We start from the raw sequence: 18,914 nt of genomic DNA on the forward strand, positions 1-18,914 counted from the left end.
AATTGAAAAGTATTGTTTTATCAATGAGTTCATAAATTTTATGGGCTCATTTTTTTACGATTACAAGACATAAAATGCTATAATTGTTTTAAAAACATAAAAAATATACAATAAAAACTATTGACAAAAATAAAAAAAAGTAATATTATTCTTGTATACAAGTAATACAAATTAAATTATTGGAGGGAATATGAAGCCTTTTATGGATAAAAATTTTCTACTGAAAAATGATATAAGTAAAAAATTATATTTTGATTTTGCTAAAGAAAGTCCGATATTTGATTATCATTGCCATCTTAATCCAAAGGATATAGCTGAGAATGTAGGGTATGATAATTTAACTCAAATCTGGTTATATGGGGATCACTATAAGTGGAGAGCTATGAGATCAAATGGAGTTGATGAAAAATATATAACTGGAGACGGGACAGACTATGAGAAATTTTTAGCATTCGCAGAAACGATGGAGTATGCTTATGGAAATCCTATTTTTCATTGGTCGCATTTAGAGCTAAAAAGATTTTTTGGAATAGAAGAGGTTTTAAATAGAAAAAATGCTAAAATTATTTGGGATAAAGCTAATGAACTCTTGAAAACAGAAGCGTTTAGAGCCAAGAAACTGATAGAAAATTCAAGAGTTAAAGCTCTTTGTACAACAGATGATCCAGTAGATTCTTTAGAGTATCATCTAGAAATTTTAAAAGATGGAGATTTCCATGTGAAAGTATTACCAACTTTTAGACCAGATAAAGCTGTTTTTATAGAAAAAGATGGGTATCTAGATTGGATATTTAAATTGGAGAAAGTATCTGAGATAAAAATAGATAGTTTTTCAAAACTAATGAAGGCTTTAGAATATAGAGTAGAATTTTTTAAAAGTGTTGGTTGTGTTGTGACAGACCATAGCATAGAGGAACCGTTTTTTATTTTAGATAGAGAAAATCAGATTGAAACTATATTTAAGAAGGTTTTATGTGGAGAAAAAATTTCAAAAATAGAGATTGATATATATAAAACAAAGCTTTTTATCGAACTGGGAAAAATATATCATAAGAATGAACTGGCAATTCAAATTCATATGGGAGCTTTAAGAAATAATAATGATAGAATGTTTGATAAATTAGGAGCGGATGTGGGGTTTGATTCGATAGCAGACTATAACTATGCAGCCAGTTTATCTAAAATTTTAAATGAACTGGAAAGAGAGAATAAGCTTTCAAAAGCAATAATATATTGTCTAAATCCTAAGGACAATGAAGTGCTAGGGACTATGATTGGAAATTTTCAAAACAGTGATGCTCCAGGTAAGATTCAATTTGGCTCTGGCTGGTGGTTTAATGATCAAAAGGACGGAATGATTCGCCAGATGACAGCATTGTCACAACTAGGATTACTTAGAAGGTTTGTAGGAATGCTTACAGATTCGAGAAGTTTTTTATCGTATACAAGACACGAATATTTTAGAAGAATTCTTTGTAATTTAATTGGAACTTGGGTTGAAGAGGGAGAAATCCCTTATGACGAAGAGATACTTGGGGATATGATAAAAGAGATTTGTTATGAGAACGCAAAAAATTATTTTAAGTTAGATATATAGGGAGGAAAAGTGAAGTTATCGTTTAGATGGTATGGAGAATCAGACCCAGTTACTCTGGAGTATATAAGACAGATACCGACTATGGACAGCATAGTAACAGCAATATATGATGTTCCAGTAGGTCAGGTATGGGGTCTTGAAAAAGTGTTGAAATTGAAGAGAACTGTTGAAAAAGCAGGATTAAAATTTGATGTTATTGAAAGTGTTCCTGTGCACGAGGATATAAAATTAGGAATAGGAAATAGAGATGAATATATAGAGAACTATAAGGAGAACATTAGAAATCTTTCAAAGGCAGGAGTAAAAGTTATATGTTATAATTTTATGCCGGTATTTGATTGGACTAGATCTCAATTGGACAAAGAGTTAGAGGATGGATCTACGGCACTTGTGTACTATAAGGATCAAGTGGATAAACTAGACCCATTAAATAGCAATCTTTCACTCCCTGGATGGGATTCAAGCTATACAAAAGAGGAATTAGCAGAACTGTTTGCTCAGTATAAAAAACTTGGAGAGGAAGGTCTTTGGGAAAACTTAGAGCATTTTTTAAGAGAAATAATTCCTGTTGCTGAGGAGGAGGGTGTAAAAATGGCAATTCATCCGGATGATCCACCTTGGCCAATATTTGGACTTCCTAGAATAATAACAAAGGAAGAGAATATAGATAGATTTTTAAATCTTGTGGATAGTGAGTATAATGGATTGACTCTTTGTACAGGATCTCTAGGGTGTGCCAACTTTAATAATATGGAAAGATTAGTTGATAAGTATAGCGCTATGAATAGAGTTCATTTTATGCATGTGAGAAATGTAAAGTTGTTGGAGGATGGAGTTAGTTTTGAAGAATCAGCTCACTATTCTGGTTGTGGATCTTTGGATATTGTAAAAATTCTGCAAATTCTTCACAAAAATAAATTTATAGGATATCTTCGTCCAGATCATGGAAGAATGATATGGGGAGAGACTGGAAAACCAGGGTATGGTCTATATGATAGAGCTTTAGGAGCTAGTTATATCACAGGTATATGGGAAACTTTGTCTAAATTAAGTTAAAATAGATAAGCTAAAGGGAGATATATGTTAAAAAATATAGATGTTATAAAAGAAAATACAGAGAAAACTCCAAAATGGTTACATTTTGGAGCTGGAAATTTATTTAGAGCTTATATGGGAAAGATTCAAAATGATCTGCTAGAAAAAGGGTATGAAGATACTGGAATAATTGTTGCTGAGAGTTTTGATACTGAGATTATAGACAAAGTTTATACACCATATAACAATGTGACTATTCTGACAACACTGGATAAAAGTGGGGAGTTTAAAAACGAAGTTATAGAGAGTATTGTTAAATCCATAAAAGCAACAGATGAAAATTTATCTGTACTGGAGGAGATTGTAAAAAATTCATCTTTACAGATGATAAGTTTTACAATAACTGAAAAAGGGTATAACTTGGCGGGGATAGAGTCGCCAAAACATGTTATGAATCTAATAGCACATCTGCTTTACAAAAGATATAAAAATGGAAAATTCCCAATAAGTTTAGTTAGTATGGATAACTGTTCTGGAAATGGGGATAAAGTAAAAGAGGCTGTTCTTACAATAGCTAAGATATGGAATAGTGCTGGAGTTGTTGAGAATGACTTTATCGCTTATTTAGAGGATGAAACAAAGGTTGCATACCCAATAAGTATGATAGATAAAATAACTCCGAGACCATCTGAAGTTGTAAAAAATCAGCTTGAAAACTTAGGATATAGCGACATGGAGATTGTTGTAACTGGTAGAAATAGCTATGTGGCACCATTTGTAAATGCTGAGATTCCAGAATATTTTATAGTTGAAGATAAATTCCCAAATGGGAGACCAGCTTTTGAACATACGGGTATATTTTTGACAGATAGAGAAACAGTTGAAAAAACTGAAAGAATGAAGGTTACAACTTGTTTGAATCCGCTTCATACAACACTTGCAATATTTGGATGTATATTAAACTGTAAATCAATATACGAAGCTGCAAGTGATGAAGATTTAAATAGAATTATAAAAAATGTTGGATACAACGAGGGGCTAAAAGTTGTTGAAAATCCAGGGATAATTGATCCTAAAGCATTTATAGATGAAGTTATAAATGAAAGGTTTTTAAATCCATTTATACCAGATCAACCAGAAAGAATAGCTACAGATACTTCACAGAAAATGGGGATAAGATTTGGTGAGACAATAAAAGCTTATAGAGATAGTGATACATTGGATGTAAAAGATTTAAAATATATTCCTTTAGTTATAGCTGGATGGTTTAGATATCTATTGGGTGTTGATGATTGTGGAGAGTTGAGATCGATAAGCAGTGATCCGATGTTAGATATGCTCACAAAAGAGTTAGTGGGAATAAAATTTGGTGAGAAAGAGAGTTACTCAAAAGGGCAGTTAAAAAATCTTATGAAAAATAAGGAGATATTTGGTGTTGATTTAGAGGAGGTTGGACTCTCAGATCTAGTAGAGATGTATTTTATTGAGATGTTATCGGGAAAGAATGCAGTTAGAAATTTATTAAAAAATAGCTAACACGGAGGGAGTGTAAAGTGAAAAAGTTTTTATTAAGTTTTATAATTTTATCGAGCAGTTCATTTTTATTAAGTTCTTGTGGGAAGGGTGAATCCAAAGAGATAGTGAGAATCTCTCACAATCAATCAGCAACTCACCCAACAAACATTGGGCTTATCGCATTTGAAAAATATATTGAAGAAAATTTAGGGGATAAATATGACGTTCAAATATTTCCAAATGAACTCTTAGGTTCTCAAGTAAATACTGTGGAATTGACACAGACAGGTGCAATAAATTTTACTGTAGCAAGTAATGCAATACTAGAAAGTTTTGATGATATATATCAAGTTTTTAATCTGCCGTACCTATTTACTAGTAAAGAACACTATCATACTGTAATGGATGACAGTAGCATAATAGATCCAATATTTAAATCTACAGCTAAATCAGGTTTTGAAGCTGTTGCTTGGTTGGATGCTGGGACGCGAAACTTTTATACAGTTAAAAAACCAATTGAATCTCCAAAAGATTTAGAGGGATTAAAGATAAGGGTTCAGCAGAGTGCTTCAAATATAAGAATGATGGAATTATTTGGAGGATCAGCAACACCTATGGGATTTGGAGAAGTTTACACGGCTCTTCAACAAAGTGTTATCGATGGAGCAGAAAATAATGAACTGGCATTGACAAGCAATAAACATGGAGAGGTATGTAAATATTATTCTTATAATATGCACCAAATGGTTCCAGACATTGTGATAGGAAACCTTAAATTTTTAGAGGGATTATCTTCAAATGAAAGAGATATTTTCAACCAAGGTTTTCAAATAATATCAAAAGTTCAAAGAGAGGCTTGGGGAAGCTCAGTTGAAAAGGCTATCGAACAAGCCAAAGAGATGAATGTAACGTTTATCTATCCGGATGTTTTGGCTTTCCAAGAAAAAGTATTGCCTCTTCACAATGAAGTTCTTGCGGGAACTCCCAAGCTTAAACCAATATATGATAGTATTCAAAAGGTTGGGAAAAATCTTATTGTGGAGGAGAGCAAATGATAAAAATAAGAGAAAATTTGGACAAGATTTTGATGTCAATATGTGTTACGTTGTTTATGTTTATGACTGTGGTTGGAACTTATCAGATAACGTCAAGATATGTATTTAAATCTCCAAGTACGGTATCGGAAGAGTTAATTTCTTACTCTTTTGCTTGGACTGCGATGTTAGCAGCAGCGTACATTTTTGGAAAAAGAGATCATATGAGAATGGGATTTTTTGTGGAGAGATTCAGCAAAACAAATCAAATATACGTATCTATTTTGGCTGAGATAGCAGTGTTTTTATTTGCAGTGGGAGTTTTGTTAAAGGGTGGAATCTCAATAACAATTTTAACTATGACACAAACAACTCCAGCATTGAGAATCTCCATGGGATATGTATACAGTATAATTCCAATATGTGGAGTAATAATTTGTATCTATAGTGTATTGAATGCAGGGGATCTTTTTAAAAAGTTGAAAGGGGAGATGTAGGATGGTATTAACAACAGCATTAATTATGTTCACAGTATTGATAATAACACTGTTATTAGGGTTTCCTATAGCTATAAGTATAGGGTTGTCATCAATTTTAGCAATACTTCCATCATTGGCATTGGACAATACATTGATAACAGGTGCTCAAAGAATATTTTCAGGGATATCAAATTTTACTCTAATAGCGATTCCTTTCTTTATCTTAGCTGGAAACATTATGAATCAAGGTGGAATAGCTAAAAAATTGGTTGCTTTTGCCCAATCTTTAACAGGGAAAATACCGGGATCTTTAATGCAGACAAATATTCTTGCAAATATGATGTTTGGAGCCATATCTGGGTCATCAGTAGCGGCTTGTGCAGCTATGGGTGGGATTCTTTTACCTATGGAGGAAGAGGAAGGGTATGATAAAAAATTAGGTGCTACTGTAAATATAGCAACGGCTCCAACTGGGCTTTTAATACCGCCTTCGAACTCTTTAATTGTATACTCTTTGGTGAGTGGTGGAACATCAGTAGCAGCTCTTTTTATGGCTGGCTATATCCCGGGAGTTTTATGGGGGCTAGGATGTATGCTGTTGACGTTTGTTTTAGCTAAACAAAGGGGCATGAAAGGGAATGCCGGTTTGAAGTTGAAAGTTATTTTAACAACATTCATAGATGCAATACCATCTTTGGCTTTAATTGTTATTGTAATAGGTGGAATTATAAAGGGGATATTTACACCTACTGAGGGTTCGATAGTAGCTGTTGTGTATAGTTTATTACTCTCTATGTTTTTCTATAAAACTATCACTTTTAAAAGTTTAGTAAAAATATTTGAAGAGAGTTCAAAAATGACAGGAATTATAGTTTTTTTAATAGGAGTTTCTACAATTATGTCATGGGTTATGGCATTTACAGGTGTTCCTCAAGCAATATCAAATTTGATACTTGGAATTACAGATAACAAATACTTAATTTTGCTTTTGATGAATATCCTTTTGCTATTTGTTGGAACTTTTATGGATGTAACTCCAGCAATACTGATATTTACACCGATATTTTTACCAATAGTAAAATCTTTTGGTATGAGCTCGGTGCAATTTGGAATAATTATAGTATTTAACCTATGTATAGGAAATATAACTCCACCTGTTGGAAACACTCTGTTTGTAGGGGTAAAAGTAGGAAAGTTAAAAATAGAAGATGTGATGAAAGAGTTAATGAAGTACTATGTTGTGATTATTATTGTTTTACTGATGGTAGTATATATTCCAGAATTATCACTTTATCTACCAAGGTTGTCAGGCTTAATAAAATAATTGAGATATTTTAGGGAAAGAGACTGTAAAAAAGTCTCTTTTTTTCTTAAAGTATAGTATAATATATGAATATAATAGAGAAGAGTGTAGGGGGATTTTATGGTATTGTTAAATGCAGAGAAAAAGAAAAATGAAAATACAAGACAATATATATATAGAGTTTTAAAAGAGAATATAATGAATTTAAATTTAGCTCCTGGAGAGATGATAGGGGAGATAGAGCTGGGAAAAGTTTTAAATGTGAGCAGAACACCAGTAAGAGAGGCTATTGTAAAATTATCAGAGGAAAAACTATTGAATGTTTTCCCTCAAAAGGGGTCTTTTGTTTCAAGAATAAATCTAACCTTGGTGGAGGAAGCTATATTTTTAAGAGAGATGTGTGAAGAAAAGCTTCTGGAAATGGCATGTAGGGATGAACATAAAGAAGATCTTATTGAAAAATTAGAAAAAAATATTGAGTTTCAGAAGGTTGTAATAAATTTCAAAGAGAATCTACATGAGTTTTTTATACTGGACAATGAGTTTCATAGTTTAATATTTGATCATTACAACAAGAAAAATATTTGGAAAAGCATTAAAAGACTTTCTACACATTATGATAGATTGAGGCTGCTGGATGCTTTAGAAAAAACAAATTTAGAAAAGACATTGAAGCAACATATTGAGATACTAAATATTATTCGTGAAGGAGATAGCAAGAGTATAGACATGCTTTTAACAAAGCATCTTTTAAATTTCAAAGATGTAATTGAGAAATTCATGATGAAATATCCAACATATTTTTGTGAAAAATAATTCGAAGAGATATTAAAAAGGAGCTGGAAAAAATTTCCAAGCTCCTTTTTATAAGTGTTATTTAACTGCAATAACCTCAATTTCAACCTTAACATCTCTTGGTAATCTAGCCACTTCAACACAAGCTCTAGCAGGTTTCACCTCACCTAAATACTCATTATAAATCTCATTTATAGCGGTAAAATCATTCATATCCTTAATGAAAACTCCAGCTTTAACAACATCTGATAAAGAGTAGCCAGCAGCTTCAAGTATAGCTTTAACATTTTCTAAAGATTGTTTTGTTTGCTCTCTTATATCCTCTGAAATAACTGCCATCGTCTCCGGGACAAAAGGAATTTGTCCAGAAACATAAAGCGTTCCATTGGCCTCCACAGCTTGAGAGTATGGTCCGATTGCCGCAGGGGCTTTTTCTGTATTGATTATTTTATTCATGTTTTTTCTCCTCATTATCTACAGTATTTATCTCTTAAACTTTTTAAATAAAGGTAACCTTTTTGAGCTCCTTCCAATTGGTCTTGTAACATTTTATCAAGTGTTGTTTCATCTACAACTTTATGTGGATAGTAGTACTCTAAAGGTTTAATAATTTTTCTGTCATATGGGGCATCCTCAATTTTAAAGCATCCCTCTCCAACCTTATTAACTCCACCAGCTCCGGGTTCTCTTTTAAAGTTTGTACAGTATGGAAAACACATCTCCATATTGATTCTCTCTAGAGGAGAGTTTTCAACCATTATTTTAAAACACTCATCTAAATCAATGTTTCCTGTTCCGGCAGGAACACCACAAACAACATATCCGTAAGTACTGTCATCATCTTTAATAATAACATGGTCTTTGAAATGAGTTGTATAAGTATATTTAGCCATTTTTTTAGCAGCTTCCACAGGTTCTTCCCAAGCCATCATAGCATTACCAAAATCATAATGAAGACCAACCCAGTGTGAATTAACCTCTTCAATAATTTTGATTAACTCATCCGCAGTCTCATACTCGTGATTTTCTAAAGCGATTTTAATTCTATATTTTTTTAACTCTGGAACAATATTTTTTAAATCTTCAGTCGTTTGTCTATATGTTGTTGCATCAAACTTATCAAACTTGATATAAGTTCTGATGACATTAGCACCAATATGATGAGCAACTCTAAGAGCTCTTTTTAATTCCATTTCTGAAGTTCCATTTGTATCAATTTCAGCATAGAGACCATATTGTTTAATCTCATCTCTGATGGCATCTAGGTTCTCTGGAGTGTCTTCTCCCATTTGACCTAAATCAGCATCAATTCCCCAACCAGGTATCATGTTTAACTCAACACCTTCAAACCCCATATCGGCAGCCTTTCTTATAAAATCTAAAACGTTCATTTTTCCATATTGAAAAAATAAATGAAAACTTTCTGTTTCTATTCCTATTTTCATGTTGTTCCTCCTAAATTTTTTAACCGTTATTAGTATTATATAAGTTTTTTGCAAAAAATCAAGCTTTAAAATAAAAAAAATTGACACACAGATATAAAAATGATATAAACATTACATAAAACTAATAAAAACGGAGGAATAATGACAAAAGAACAAAGCTTTAAAAAATGGTTTACTTTTTTTATTTTGGTTTTAGGAGCGGGAAGTATATATAAGCTACCTTTTCTAAAATCAGTTTTTTACGGACAGATGCAGGAGTTTATGGGATTGAGCCATACAGAGATAGGGACGTTGATGTCAATCAATGGATTTGTGACTACATTTGGATTTGGAGCGGCAGTTTATTTTTCTGATAAAATATCTAAGAAGAAATCACTTCCAATCTCACTTATTTTAACGGGAGTATTAGGACTCTATGTAGCTTTATTTTTTCCTGGATATAAGCAACTGATGATAGTTTGGATATTATTTGGATTCACTTGTGACATGATGTACTGGCCAGTTCTTTTAAAATCGGTTAAATCTCTTGGAGATGACAGTGAACAAGGAAGACTGTTTGGATTTTTGGAGACTGGAAGAGGTATTGTAGATACGGTTGTTGTATCTATTGGATTGTTTATATTTACATATTTTGGGTCATCTCTCTCATCTTTTAAAGCTTCAATAGTTTATTTTTCGATAGTAGTAATTGTAATCGGAGTTTTAAGTTATTTTTGTTTGGAAGACGATAAGATTATAAAAAAATCTTCTGAAACAGGAGGAAAACTAGACTATAAAACAGTATTGAAAATGCCTGAACTTTGGATGATTGCTTTTAATGCTTTCTCGGTTTATTCAGTATACTGTGGATTAACTTATTTTATGCCCTTCCTTAAGGATATTTACAAAATGCCTTTAACACTAGTTAGTGCTTATGGTATAATAAATGCCTACGGCTTAAAGATGGTAGGAGGACCTATCGGAGGGATAATGGCAGATAAAAAATTCAAATCTCCAACAAAGTATTTGAAATATTCATTTTTACTTGTAGCAATATCTTTAACTGGATTTGTTTTACTTCCTCATGAGAGTATGAATATATATATTGGGGTTATATTGACACTGCTTATAGGAGTAGTTATATTTTCTCAAAGAGCCATATTTTTTGCTCCAGTTGGAGAGATTAATTTACCGGAAGAGATATCAGGTTCAGCTATGGCAATGGCAAGTTTTGTAGGGTATGCACCAGCAATGTTTTTATATTCAATATATGGAAACATTTTAGATAGATTCCCAGGCATGGTAGGATATAAAATGGTATTTTTAAGTATGATATTCTTTGCAGGAGTAGGATTTGTTTTAAGTTCTATACTTTACAAAAGAATAAAACTTAGAAAAGAGAAAGAAACGATATAAAAATAGTCGGATTTGAGGTGTTAAATGGCTCACATAATAGAAGGGGTAGCTAATTTTATTTGGGGGGAGTGGCTGATATATATAATATTAGCCACAGGATTTTTTTTCAGTTTTAAATTGAAGTTCATTCAAATTAGAAAATTCAATTATATATTTAAAAAATTTTTTAATCAAAAAAAAAATCAAGAAAGCAATACAATAAATTCTTTTCAAGCCATTATGTCTGCGTTGGGAAGCTGTGTAGGGAATGGAAATATTATAGGAGTAGCCACAGCTATAATAAGTGGAGGTCCAGGAGCTTTATTTTGGATGTGGGTATCGGGAATTTTAGGGATGTCGATAAAATATGCAGAGATATATTTAGGGATTAAATATCGTGAAAAAAATCAAGATGGAGATTACCAAGGTGGACCGATGTACTACTTGAGTAAGGGGACAAAATTTAAATTTTTTGGTGGATTCTATGCTTTTTTTTTATTAGTACAAAACTCTGGTGGAACTTTAGTTCAGGGAAATGTAATAAAAGATGTGTTGCATAATTTTTTTAAAGTTGAAAGTATCATAACTTCATTTGTACTTTTGATTGTGACATATTTTATCATAAGTGGTGGATTTAAAAGATTGGCGAAGGTCACTGAAAGGCTAGTTCCGTTTATGACTTTATTTTATATATGTGGATGTATGTTTATAATATTTTTTAATTATGATAAAATATTTTATGTATTCGAAAATATTTTTAAATCTGCATTTAATTTCAATTCGGCATTAGGTGGAGCATTGGGGTATAGCGTTAAAGATGCACTACGTTTTGGTATTGCTAGAGGAGTATATTCAAATGAAGCGGGAGAGGGAACTGTAGCCATTTTTTATTCAAAAATAACAGATGTAAACTTAAAAGAAGATTCGCTTTATGGAATAGTGGATGTATTTATTGATACAATTTTAATATGTACAATGTCAGGAGTAGTTTTACTGATAACAACAGACTTAGCTTTAGATTTAGAACCCACTCATACAATGATAGGAGCTTTTGAAAGTGTAAATTACTTTTTTAAATATATCTTAGGTGGAGTTATGATACTCTTTGGATTTTCGTCGATGTTGGGACAGTGGTTGTTGGGAAGAGAATCTTTTAAGTATCTGACCAAACGTCTGGATTGTAAAGTTTATGATTACATTTTTTTATGTGGAGTTTTTGTTGCTCCTATGTTTTCATCAAAAACAATTTGGTATATTCAGGATATATGTTTGACAATGATCATACTTCCAAATATTTATGGGTTAATAGCATTATATAAAGAGATAAAGTAGGTGTAAAAGATGTTAAAAGAGGAACGTAGAAGTGAGATATTGAAAGAGTTAGAAGAAAGAAAAGTAGTAAAAGTTTTAGAATTATCCAATAAATATGATGTTGGAATTGAAACGATAAGAAGAGACTTAGATTGCTTGGAAAAATTAGGAAAAGTAAGAAAAGTTTATGGAGGAGCAGAGCTTCCAGATGAAAATTCAGAAATAATTAACTATGCGGAACGATTGACAATAGAAGTGGATGAGAAAAATGAGATTGTAGAAAAAGCGGTAGCTTTGATAGAGGAGGGGGATTCAATATCTTTAAATGATGGATCTACAACTTTATTTTTAGCAAAACTTTTAAAAAAGAGATTTGAAAAATTGACAATTTTAACAAACTCTCTGGACATCGCTCAAGAGCTTTTAGATGCAAAAGGGTACGATGTAATAATGGCAGGGGGCTTTTTGTCGCATGAAGAGAGGGCATTTTTTGGAGTGTATTCAGAAGCTATTATAAGTAACTTTATAATTGATAAAGCTTTTATAGGAGTAAGTGGAGTATCACTATGCAATGGAATTACAGATATGTCGACATCGGAAGCAAATATCCAAAAAAAATTTATTGAGAATTCAAAAGAAAGTTTTATTCTTGTGAATAGCTCAAAGATAGAAAAAGACTCACTTGTCAAGGTATGCCCTTTAGATAAAGTAAATACTTTTATAAGTGATTCTAAAGTTAGTGGAGATATACGTTTGTCATATAAAAATGAAGGCATAGAGATTTTATAACACTATATCATTCAACAGCTGAGGAGAGGTTTTAGAGATGGGAAATTTGTTTATAGTTTTGTTTGGATGTTTAGTACAGGCATTTTCAATCACTTGTATATTGAAACCAAATGCTCTTGTTGTAGGAGGGATGACGGGACTATCAATGTCTATTTCGAAGATCATAGAAATAAATTACACATATATTTACTATATTATTTGTATGGGAATACTTCTTTTAGCGAAATATACACTTGGAAATAAAGAGTTAAAAAAAATTTTGATTCTTTCTTTAACGTATCCTTTAATTTTGATTTTTATGAATAAAATAAGTTTTAATTTTATGGAAGGAACAGAAGACAAAATTTTGATTTGCCTATATTATGGGATATTTATGGGAATTGGAACAGGATTGGTATTAAAAAAAGGTTTTTCTCAAGGAAGCTCAGATACTTTAGCCAAAATATTGCATAAAAAAATATTTCATTTTATGGAATTAAGTCAAGTTTTGTTGATTATAGATATAACAATTTTACTTTTGTCGGGAGCTATTTTTGGAAAAACAGCAATTTTGTATGCAATTATAATGCAGATGGTATACAGCAAAACTATAAGTGTTGTAAGTTTTGGATTTGGATCATCTTTGGTAAAAGTAGTTGTAATAAGTGAGAAGAATGAGGAAATTTCAGGATATATTTTGAACAATATGCAAAGGAGTTACAGCATAGGTGTTGTTTATGGTGGAGAAAAAAGATTGAAAAGAGAGAAGCTTATACTTGTATGTTCTTTAAAAGAGGGGATGCTTTTAAAAGATTACGTGAAACAAATAGATGAGGGGGCTTTTTTAAATATAGTTCCAACTATAGCTGCTTGGGGAAAAGAGGATGGACTTCAAAAATTATATGAAAGATAGTAAAAAGGAATTGTAAAATGTTGATTGTATTATGTAATAAGAAAATTAAAAATAGGATAGAAAAGAGAAGGGTGGTGGATTTGTGAAACGATCAATATCTATATTGAATTTAATTTTAATAAATCTTATTATTGGAAGGACAAGTTTATCGAATAATGGACTAAATTATAAAGAACCTGAAAGTGTCAAACAGTTTTTTAGAGATCCGGGAGTTACAATACCAACCCCATCAATCGAGGGGGGAAGAAGTGAGTTTACAACCCAAAAAGAGATGTTGGATTATTTAGGGAACATCCATACAACAAGTAATACAACAGTTGTGGATCTTTTAGGACCAACTGACAATAAAAATTATCTGCCAGTATTCTTGATATCTAAAGACAAATCTTTGACTTTTAAAGATATTCATGAAACTGCAGTGGATGGAAAGCCTATAGTTATGTTGATTGCTCAGCAACATGGAAATGAACCTATGGGATGTGATACTCTTTTAGCAACTGTAAAAAGGGTAGCAAAAGGAGACTTGAACTATATTTTGAATAGGGTAAATATAATTGTTATGCCTAGAATAAATCCGGATGGAGCAAAAAAATTTACAAGAGAATCTGGTGAAAAAATTGATATAAATGGTGACCACAGTGCTCTTGTAAGTGTAGAAGCTCAGGCCGTTAGTTATATCTACAACAAATTTAAACCAGAAGTTTTTATTGATATCCATGAGTATATATCTGACTTGAACTCATACTCCCATATTTTAAGTGGTGGAGCTGTTCCCTACTATGATTTGCTGATTTTAAATCCAACTAATCCAAACTATTCCAAATCTTTAAAAGAGGTATCAGATAAGACGTTGTTACAACTTAAAGAGACGCTTAAACAAAATGGATATACGTCAAATTATTATTATAATCCATTCATAAAGCCAAAAAAAGGCGAGCCTTTAACACTCTATAGAGCAACTGGAAGCGCTAAATTAGCTAGAAATAACTATGGATTAAAAGGGAGTTTATCCTATTTGATTGAGCTAAGAGGAAGGCAGATAGGATTTGAAAATGTGAGGAGAAGATTGAAGAGTGGAATGTTGTCCGTAGAGATATTATTAAAGGATACATATGCTAATTCTGATAGAATAAAAAAGGTTGTTGAAAATGAAAAAAATCGTCCTCATAACTCGGAAAAGATTTCGTCAGAGATTGTAAAGGAAAAAAGCTCGATAGAACTGATAGATACAAATATGGGGCAAGTAGTTTCACAGCCAGCTCTTATCATAAGAGAGAAGATGTAACGGATAAATAAATTTAATGAAAAAGTTGCAACTCTGCAACTTTTTCATTAATATCATTAGATTTCATACGATTCATAAGGAAACCTGATTCCTTCCCTATCAAAACTCTTTTTAACCTCTTCTTGAATATCAGCATTAAGATCTCTAAAATTTTCTTTTAAAGTCCAAACTCTAACAATGAATTCAGCAGCAGAATAAGTCTCTTTAGAAAATTTAACAAATATATCTTTGTCTTTTAAAACTGAAGGGTGATTCTTAACAACATTAAAAAGAACCTCTTTAACTTGATCTATTGAACAAGTTTTTTCAGCAAAAAAAACAAAATCAGCTCTTCTTTCAGGATTTGCAGTTACAGTTGTTACAGCGGATGATGAAAGTTTTCCGTTAGGGATTATTATCTTTTTGTTGTCGGCACTATATAGTATCGTATATAAGAAAGTTATCCTTTGAACTACGCCTTCTGAACCACATGCTACAATAAAATCCCCCTTTTTAAAAGGTTTTGTTAAGAGTATCTGGATTCCACCAGCAATATCAGAAAAATTACCTTTTAGGGCTAATCCAACTCCAATACTGACAGAGGCAAGAACAGCAATAAAGGATGAAAGTTGTAATCCTAAAATTTCTATGATATTAAAAAAATATAAAATTATTATAAACGAAGTCAAAGTTGGAATCAGAAAGCTAATTAATAATTCATCAGTTCTATTTTTTCTTAAAATCTTTTTTAAGAAATTAACAGAAAACTCTTTGACTGGCTTATAGGATATGTATAGTAGAACTATATATATAATTTTTTTTAGTACTACCAAAGAATATTTAGCTATAAATAATGTAATATTTTCCATGAAAAAAGCCTCCACAAAGTTGGTTATTTTTTAAATCTATTTTATACAATAGTAAGATTTATCAAGACAATAAGTTTTATAAAGTTCGCATTTATTACAGATACATTCTTTCTCTTCAGTTATACATTCACTTTTTCCAAATGCACAAAAAAGACCATCTAAATGTTTTATTTCTTCGAAATTCTTATGATGTTTCATAATTTCAAACATATTTTTAGGCATTTCTTTTAGTTTACATCCAAGAGTATAAGATTTACAGTGCATACAGATACATTTTTTTAAATTTTCTAAAGATTTTTCAACCACCAAAACTTTTTTTTCGTCCATTAAAAATCCTCCTTTTTAGTCTATGATCTAGTTTTAATATACTCTTTTTTTACTAAAATCCTTTATTTTACTAATTATGAAGTGTTAAAAAAAGTTATCTCAGATTAAATATGTTCACAATAAGCGGAACTAAAATTGGAACAGATGAAGTTAGGACAACTCCTGAAAAAAATGCAATAATAGAGATATCTGATGTATTGCTTCTATTTATAACAGGAAGAAGAGTATCCATTGCGGTAGCTCCTGCAACTGAAACCGATTCAAAACTTCCAAAAGACTTTGCAATGAAAGGAATAGTAATTATCGCAAGTACTTCTCTGAAGATGTTGCTTAAAAAGGCTATACTACCTAATTCAGCACTTATTTTGGATAGCTCTATAGCAGATAAGGAATACCATCCCAATCCAGATGACACCGCTAGAGATTCACCAAGAGAAATAGGAAGAATAAAAGATCCGATTAATCCTCCAATCAAAGAACCAATAATTGTGGATATTGGTAAAAACCATATCTTTTTTCCATATTTTTTTAAATCTTTAAACACACTCGAATTGTCCCCAATATCTATTCCAACAAAGAAAAGTAATAAGCAAAGACCAATATCAATAAAAATATCTGAATTAGCAGTTATAAAAGGTGATTTGAAAAATAATCCTAAAATAACACCAATAAAAATAGAGATAGATATCCCAATCATTTAATTCCCCCCTCCTTTTTAGTACGAAAAAAAAGTTTTGTAATCAAGATACTTCCAAAGATTGAAAAAATAGCAATTATAAGTGCTTGAAAACCAAGACTTGGAAATTCGCTGACAATTTTATCATCACTTCCAATTTTATATCCCATGACACCCAATAGAAAAAACAAAGAAAAAGATTGTAAAATTCCAGTTTTAGCTTTAATTTTTAAAGGAATAATTTTATATTTACTTAAAACGAATCCAAAAGAAATGATTGCAATGTAAAGAATAATTCTGATCATTATACCCCTCCTGTTAACCGTATGATGGAGATTTTACCATACAGACAACATCTAAATCAAACTATTATAATAATTTTGATAAATAAACTATTAAAAGGTTGATTTATTAGTTATAAAAGGAGAAAAAATAAAATAGAGTGATATAAAAATATAATTTTAAAAAAAATAAAAAAAATATTTTTTTTATTTTTTTTAAAATATCAAAAACTTGTAGCTATTATTTAGTGTGATAAAATATTAAAAAGAATAAAAAACAAAAGAGTAAAAAAAACAACCTAAAATAGGATGTTTAAATTATACTGACGGTGAAAAATATAAATTTTTTCAAAATAAAATAGTAGTAGGTAGAAATTGATTCAAAAATAAGACATATTGACATAAAAATAAAAAAGAGGTATATATAGTATCAACAAGATTAATAATATTCCAAGGAGGAGAAAATGAAAAGAAACTTTGCACCAGAACCTTATAAAATTAAAATGGTAGAAAATATGGCTATGCTGAATAAAGATGAAAGAAAAGAAGCGATAGAAAGAGCAGGTTATAATACATTTCTTTTAAGATCTGAGGAGTGTTATATCGATTTATTAACAGATTCTGGAACAAATGCTATGAGTGATGCTCAGTGGGCTGGTCTTATGTTAGGAGATGAAGCCTATGCAGGAAGTAGAAACTTTTATCATTTAGAAAAAACAGTTCAAGAGTTATTTGGATTTAAACATGTTGTTCCCACACACCAAGGTAGAGGAGCAGAGAATATACTTTCAAGTTTAATGATAAAGCCAGGGCACTATGTGCCAGGAAATATGTATTTTACAACTACAAGATTTCACCAAGAGAGAAACGGAGCAACGTTTAGAGATATTGTTATAGATGAAGCACATGATCCAAGTATAGAATTACCTTTTAAAGGGAATATTGATTTGAATAAATTACAAGCTTTAATAGACGAAGTTGGAGCTGAAAATATACCCTATGTTTGTCTAGCGGTTACAGTTAATCTAGCTGGAGGACAGCCAGTTTCAATGGCAAATATTAAAGCTGTATCTGAATTATCTCATAAGAATGGGATTAAAATAATGTATGACGCAACACGTTGTGTAGAAAATGCATACTTTATAAAAGATAGAGAGCCTGGATATGAAAACGTATCGATTAAAGATATTGTGAAAGAGATGTTCTCATATGGGGATGGATGTACAATGAGTGGAAAAAAAGATTGTTTGACCAATATAGGTGGGTTTTTATGTATGAATGACTATGAACTTTATTTACAGGCTACAGGTATGGTTGTACAATTTGAAGGGATGCCAAGCTATGGAGGACTGGCAGGAAGAGATATGGAAGCAATGGCAATAGGGCTGCAAGAAGCTGTAAATTATGAGTATATCAGCCATAGAGTAAATCAAATAAGATATTTAGGAGAGAGATTGGATGCAGCAGGAGTTCCAATGGTAAAACCTTATGGTGGACACGCCATATTCTTGGATGCAAAAGCTTTTTTACCACATTTAACTCAAGATCAATTCCCAGCACAAGCACTAGCTGGAGCAATTTATGAAACATCAGGAGTTAGAACTATGGAAAGAGGTATCATATCAGCAGGAAGAGATGTGAAAACTGGAAAAGATCACCATCCTAAATTAGAAACTGTAAGACTGACAATTCCAAGAAGGGTTTATACATATGCTCATTTAGATTTTGTTGCTGACGCGATAATAGAATTATACAGAAATAAAGAACAGATAAGAGGTCTTAAATGGGAGTATGAACCATCTTGTCTAAGATTTTTTACAGGAAGATTTTCACAAATATAGATACTAACAGAATACTTAGAAAAAAATATCCTAAAGGTAAAACTTTAGGATATTTTACTCTAAAAATACCTACAGAACTTCTTACAT

General features: G+C 31.3%; 19 protein-coding genes. 13 read left to right on the forward strand and 6 right to left on the reverse strand.

Annotation, left to right across the window (positions count from 1 at the left end; translation table 11 throughout):
- Positions 1 to 190 precede the first annotated feature (190 nt).
- The 7 genes from uxaC to Q0V67_RS02005 all read left to right on the forward strand — a co-directional run bounded on the left by uxaC (position 191) and on the right by Q0V67_RS02005 (position 7,779).
- Positions 191 to 1,597, forward strand: a complete 1,407-nt coding sequence (gene uxaC / locus Q0V67_RS01975) for a glucuronate isomerase (protein WP_297596527.1) — start codon at positions 191 to 193, stop codon at positions 1,595 to 1,597.
- A 9-nt stretch (positions 1,598 to 1,606) separates the two neighbouring features.
- On the forward strand, positions 1,607 to 2,653 hold the full coding sequence (gene uxuA / locus Q0V67_RS01980) for a mannonate dehydratase (protein ID WP_297596529.1): 1,047 nt from the start codon (positions 1,607 to 1,609) through the stop codon (positions 2,651 to 2,653).
- A 24-nt stretch (positions 2,654 to 2,677) separates the two neighbouring features.
- Positions 2,678 to 4,168, forward strand: a complete 1,491-nt coding sequence (locus Q0V67_RS01985; protein WP_297596531.1) for a mannitol dehydrogenase family protein — start codon at positions 2,678 to 2,680, stop codon at positions 4,166 to 4,168.
- 17 nt (positions 4,169 to 4,185) lie between these two features.
- Complete coding sequence (locus tag Q0V67_RS01990) at positions 4,186 to 5,202, forward strand: TRAP transporter substrate-binding protein (RefSeq protein WP_297596533.1); 1,017 nt, start codon at positions 4,186 to 4,188, stop codon at positions 5,200 to 5,202.
- Positions 5,199 to 5,678: a TRAP transporter small permease gene (locus Q0V67_RS01995; RefSeq protein ID WP_297596535.1), complete on the forward strand. Its 480-nt coding sequence runs from the start codon at positions 5,199 to 5,201 to the stop codon at positions 5,676 to 5,678. The genes Q0V67_RS01990 and Q0V67_RS01995 overlap by 4 nt, the downstream gene beginning before the upstream one ends.
- 1 nt (position 5,679) lies before the next feature.
- Positions 5,680 to 6,984 carry a TRAP transporter large permease gene (locus tag Q0V67_RS02000; RefSeq protein ID WP_297596537.1) on the forward strand — a complete coding sequence of 435 codons (1,305 nt, stop codon included), beginning with the start codon at positions 5,680 to 5,682 and terminating at the stop codon, positions 6,982 to 6,984.
- Between the two features lie 99 nt (positions 6,985 to 7,083).
- The gene (locus Q0V67_RS02005; protein ID WP_297596539.1) at positions 7,084 to 7,779 is read left to right on the forward strand and encodes a GntR family transcriptional regulator; all 696 of its coding nucleotides are present in this window, start codon (positions 7,084 to 7,086) and stop codon (positions 7,777 to 7,779) included.
- 57 nt (positions 7,780 to 7,836) lie between these two features.
- On the opposite strand, the gene Q0V67_RS02010 is transcribed toward Q0V67_RS02005, so the two are convergent.
- Both Q0V67_RS02010 and Q0V67_RS02015 read right to left on the reverse strand, forming a co-directional pair.
- Positions 7,837 to 8,214, reverse strand: coding sequence for a RidA family protein (locus Q0V67_RS02010; RefSeq protein ID WP_297596541.1), 378 nt, complete (start codon positions 8,212 to 8,214; stop codon positions 7,837 to 7,839).
- A gap of 14 nt (positions 8,215 to 8,228) precedes the next feature.
- Complete coding sequence (locus tag Q0V67_RS02015; protein WP_297596543.1) at positions 8,229 to 9,203, reverse strand: sugar phosphate isomerase/epimerase; 975 nt, start codon at positions 9,201 to 9,203, stop codon at positions 8,229 to 8,231.
- Positions 9,204 to 9,344: 141 nt separating this feature from the next.
- Between Q0V67_RS02015 and Q0V67_RS02020 the strand changes: the two genes are divergently transcribed.
- From Q0V67_RS02020 to Q0V67_RS02040, 5 genes are all read left to right on the forward strand, one after another.
- Positions 9,345 to 10,598, forward strand: coding sequence for an MFS transporter (locus Q0V67_RS02020; protein WP_297596545.1), 1,254 nt, complete (start codon positions 9,345 to 9,347; stop codon positions 10,596 to 10,598).
- Positions 10,599 to 10,622: 24 nt separating this feature from the next.
- Complete coding sequence (locus Q0V67_RS02025; protein ID WP_297596546.1) at positions 10,623 to 11,909, forward strand: sodium:alanine symporter family protein; 1,287 nt, start codon at positions 10,623 to 10,625, stop codon at positions 11,907 to 11,909.
- A gap of 9 nt (positions 11,910 to 11,918) precedes the next feature.
- Positions 11,919 to 12,677 (forward strand): DeoR/GlpR family DNA-binding transcription regulator, encoded by a 759-nt coding sequence (locus Q0V67_RS02030; protein WP_297596548.1) that lies wholly within the window; start codon positions 11,919 to 11,921, stop codon positions 12,675 to 12,677.
- A 37-nt stretch (positions 12,678 to 12,714) separates the two neighbouring features.
- Positions 12,715 to 13,569 carry a YitT family protein gene (locus Q0V67_RS02035; protein WP_297596550.1) on the forward strand — a complete coding sequence of 285 codons (855 nt, stop codon included), beginning with the start codon at positions 12,715 to 12,717 and terminating at the stop codon, positions 13,567 to 13,569.
- Positions 13,570 to 13,651: 82 nt separating this feature from the next.
- Positions 13,652 to 14,854 carry a M14 family zinc carboxypeptidase gene (locus Q0V67_RS02040; RefSeq protein ID WP_297596552.1) on the forward strand — a complete coding sequence of 401 codons (1,203 nt, stop codon included), beginning with the start codon at positions 13,652 to 13,654 and terminating at the stop codon, positions 14,852 to 14,854.
- A 56-nt stretch (positions 14,855 to 14,910) separates the two neighbouring features.
- On the opposite strand, the gene Q0V67_RS02045 is transcribed toward Q0V67_RS02040, so the two are convergent.
- The 4 genes from Q0V67_RS02045 to Q0V67_RS02060 form a co-directional block, all read right to left on the reverse strand.
- Positions 14,911 to 15,702, reverse strand: coding sequence for a mechanosensitive ion channel domain-containing protein (locus Q0V67_RS02045; RefSeq protein ID WP_297596554.1), 792 nt, complete (start codon positions 15,700 to 15,702; stop codon positions 14,911 to 14,913).
- Between the two features lie 36 nt (positions 15,703 to 15,738).
- On the reverse strand, positions 15,739 to 16,029 hold the full coding sequence (locus Q0V67_RS02050; RefSeq protein ID WP_297596556.1) for a DUF2769 domain-containing protein: 291 nt from the start codon (positions 16,027 to 16,029) through the stop codon (positions 15,739 to 15,741).
- A 94-nt stretch (positions 16,030 to 16,123) separates the two neighbouring features.
- Entirely contained in the window at positions 16,124 to 16,726 is a 603-nt protein-coding gene (locus Q0V67_RS02055; protein WP_297596558.1) for a lysine exporter LysO family protein, read from the reverse strand.
- The gene (locus Q0V67_RS02060) at positions 16,723 to 17,010 is read right to left on the reverse strand and encodes a LysO family transporter (protein ID WP_297596568.1); all 288 of its coding nucleotides are present in this window, start codon (positions 17,008 to 17,010) and stop codon (positions 16,723 to 16,725) included. The genes Q0V67_RS02055 and Q0V67_RS02060 overlap by 4 nt, the downstream gene beginning before the upstream one ends.
- A gap of 440 nt (positions 17,011 to 17,450) precedes the next feature.
- Between Q0V67_RS02060 and Q0V67_RS02065 the strand changes: the two genes are divergently transcribed.
- A complete protein-coding gene (locus tag Q0V67_RS02065; RefSeq protein ID WP_297596570.1) occupies positions 17,451 to 18,827 on the forward strand; it encodes a tyrosine phenol-lyase in 1,377 nt (458 codons plus the stop codon).
- Positions 18,828 to 18,914 lie beyond the last annotated feature (87 nt).

This window comes from uncultured Cetobacterium sp. (assembly GCF_947072685.1).
Classification (GTDB): domain Bacteria; phylum Fusobacteriota; class Fusobacteriia; order Fusobacteriales; family Fusobacteriaceae; genus Cetobacterium_A.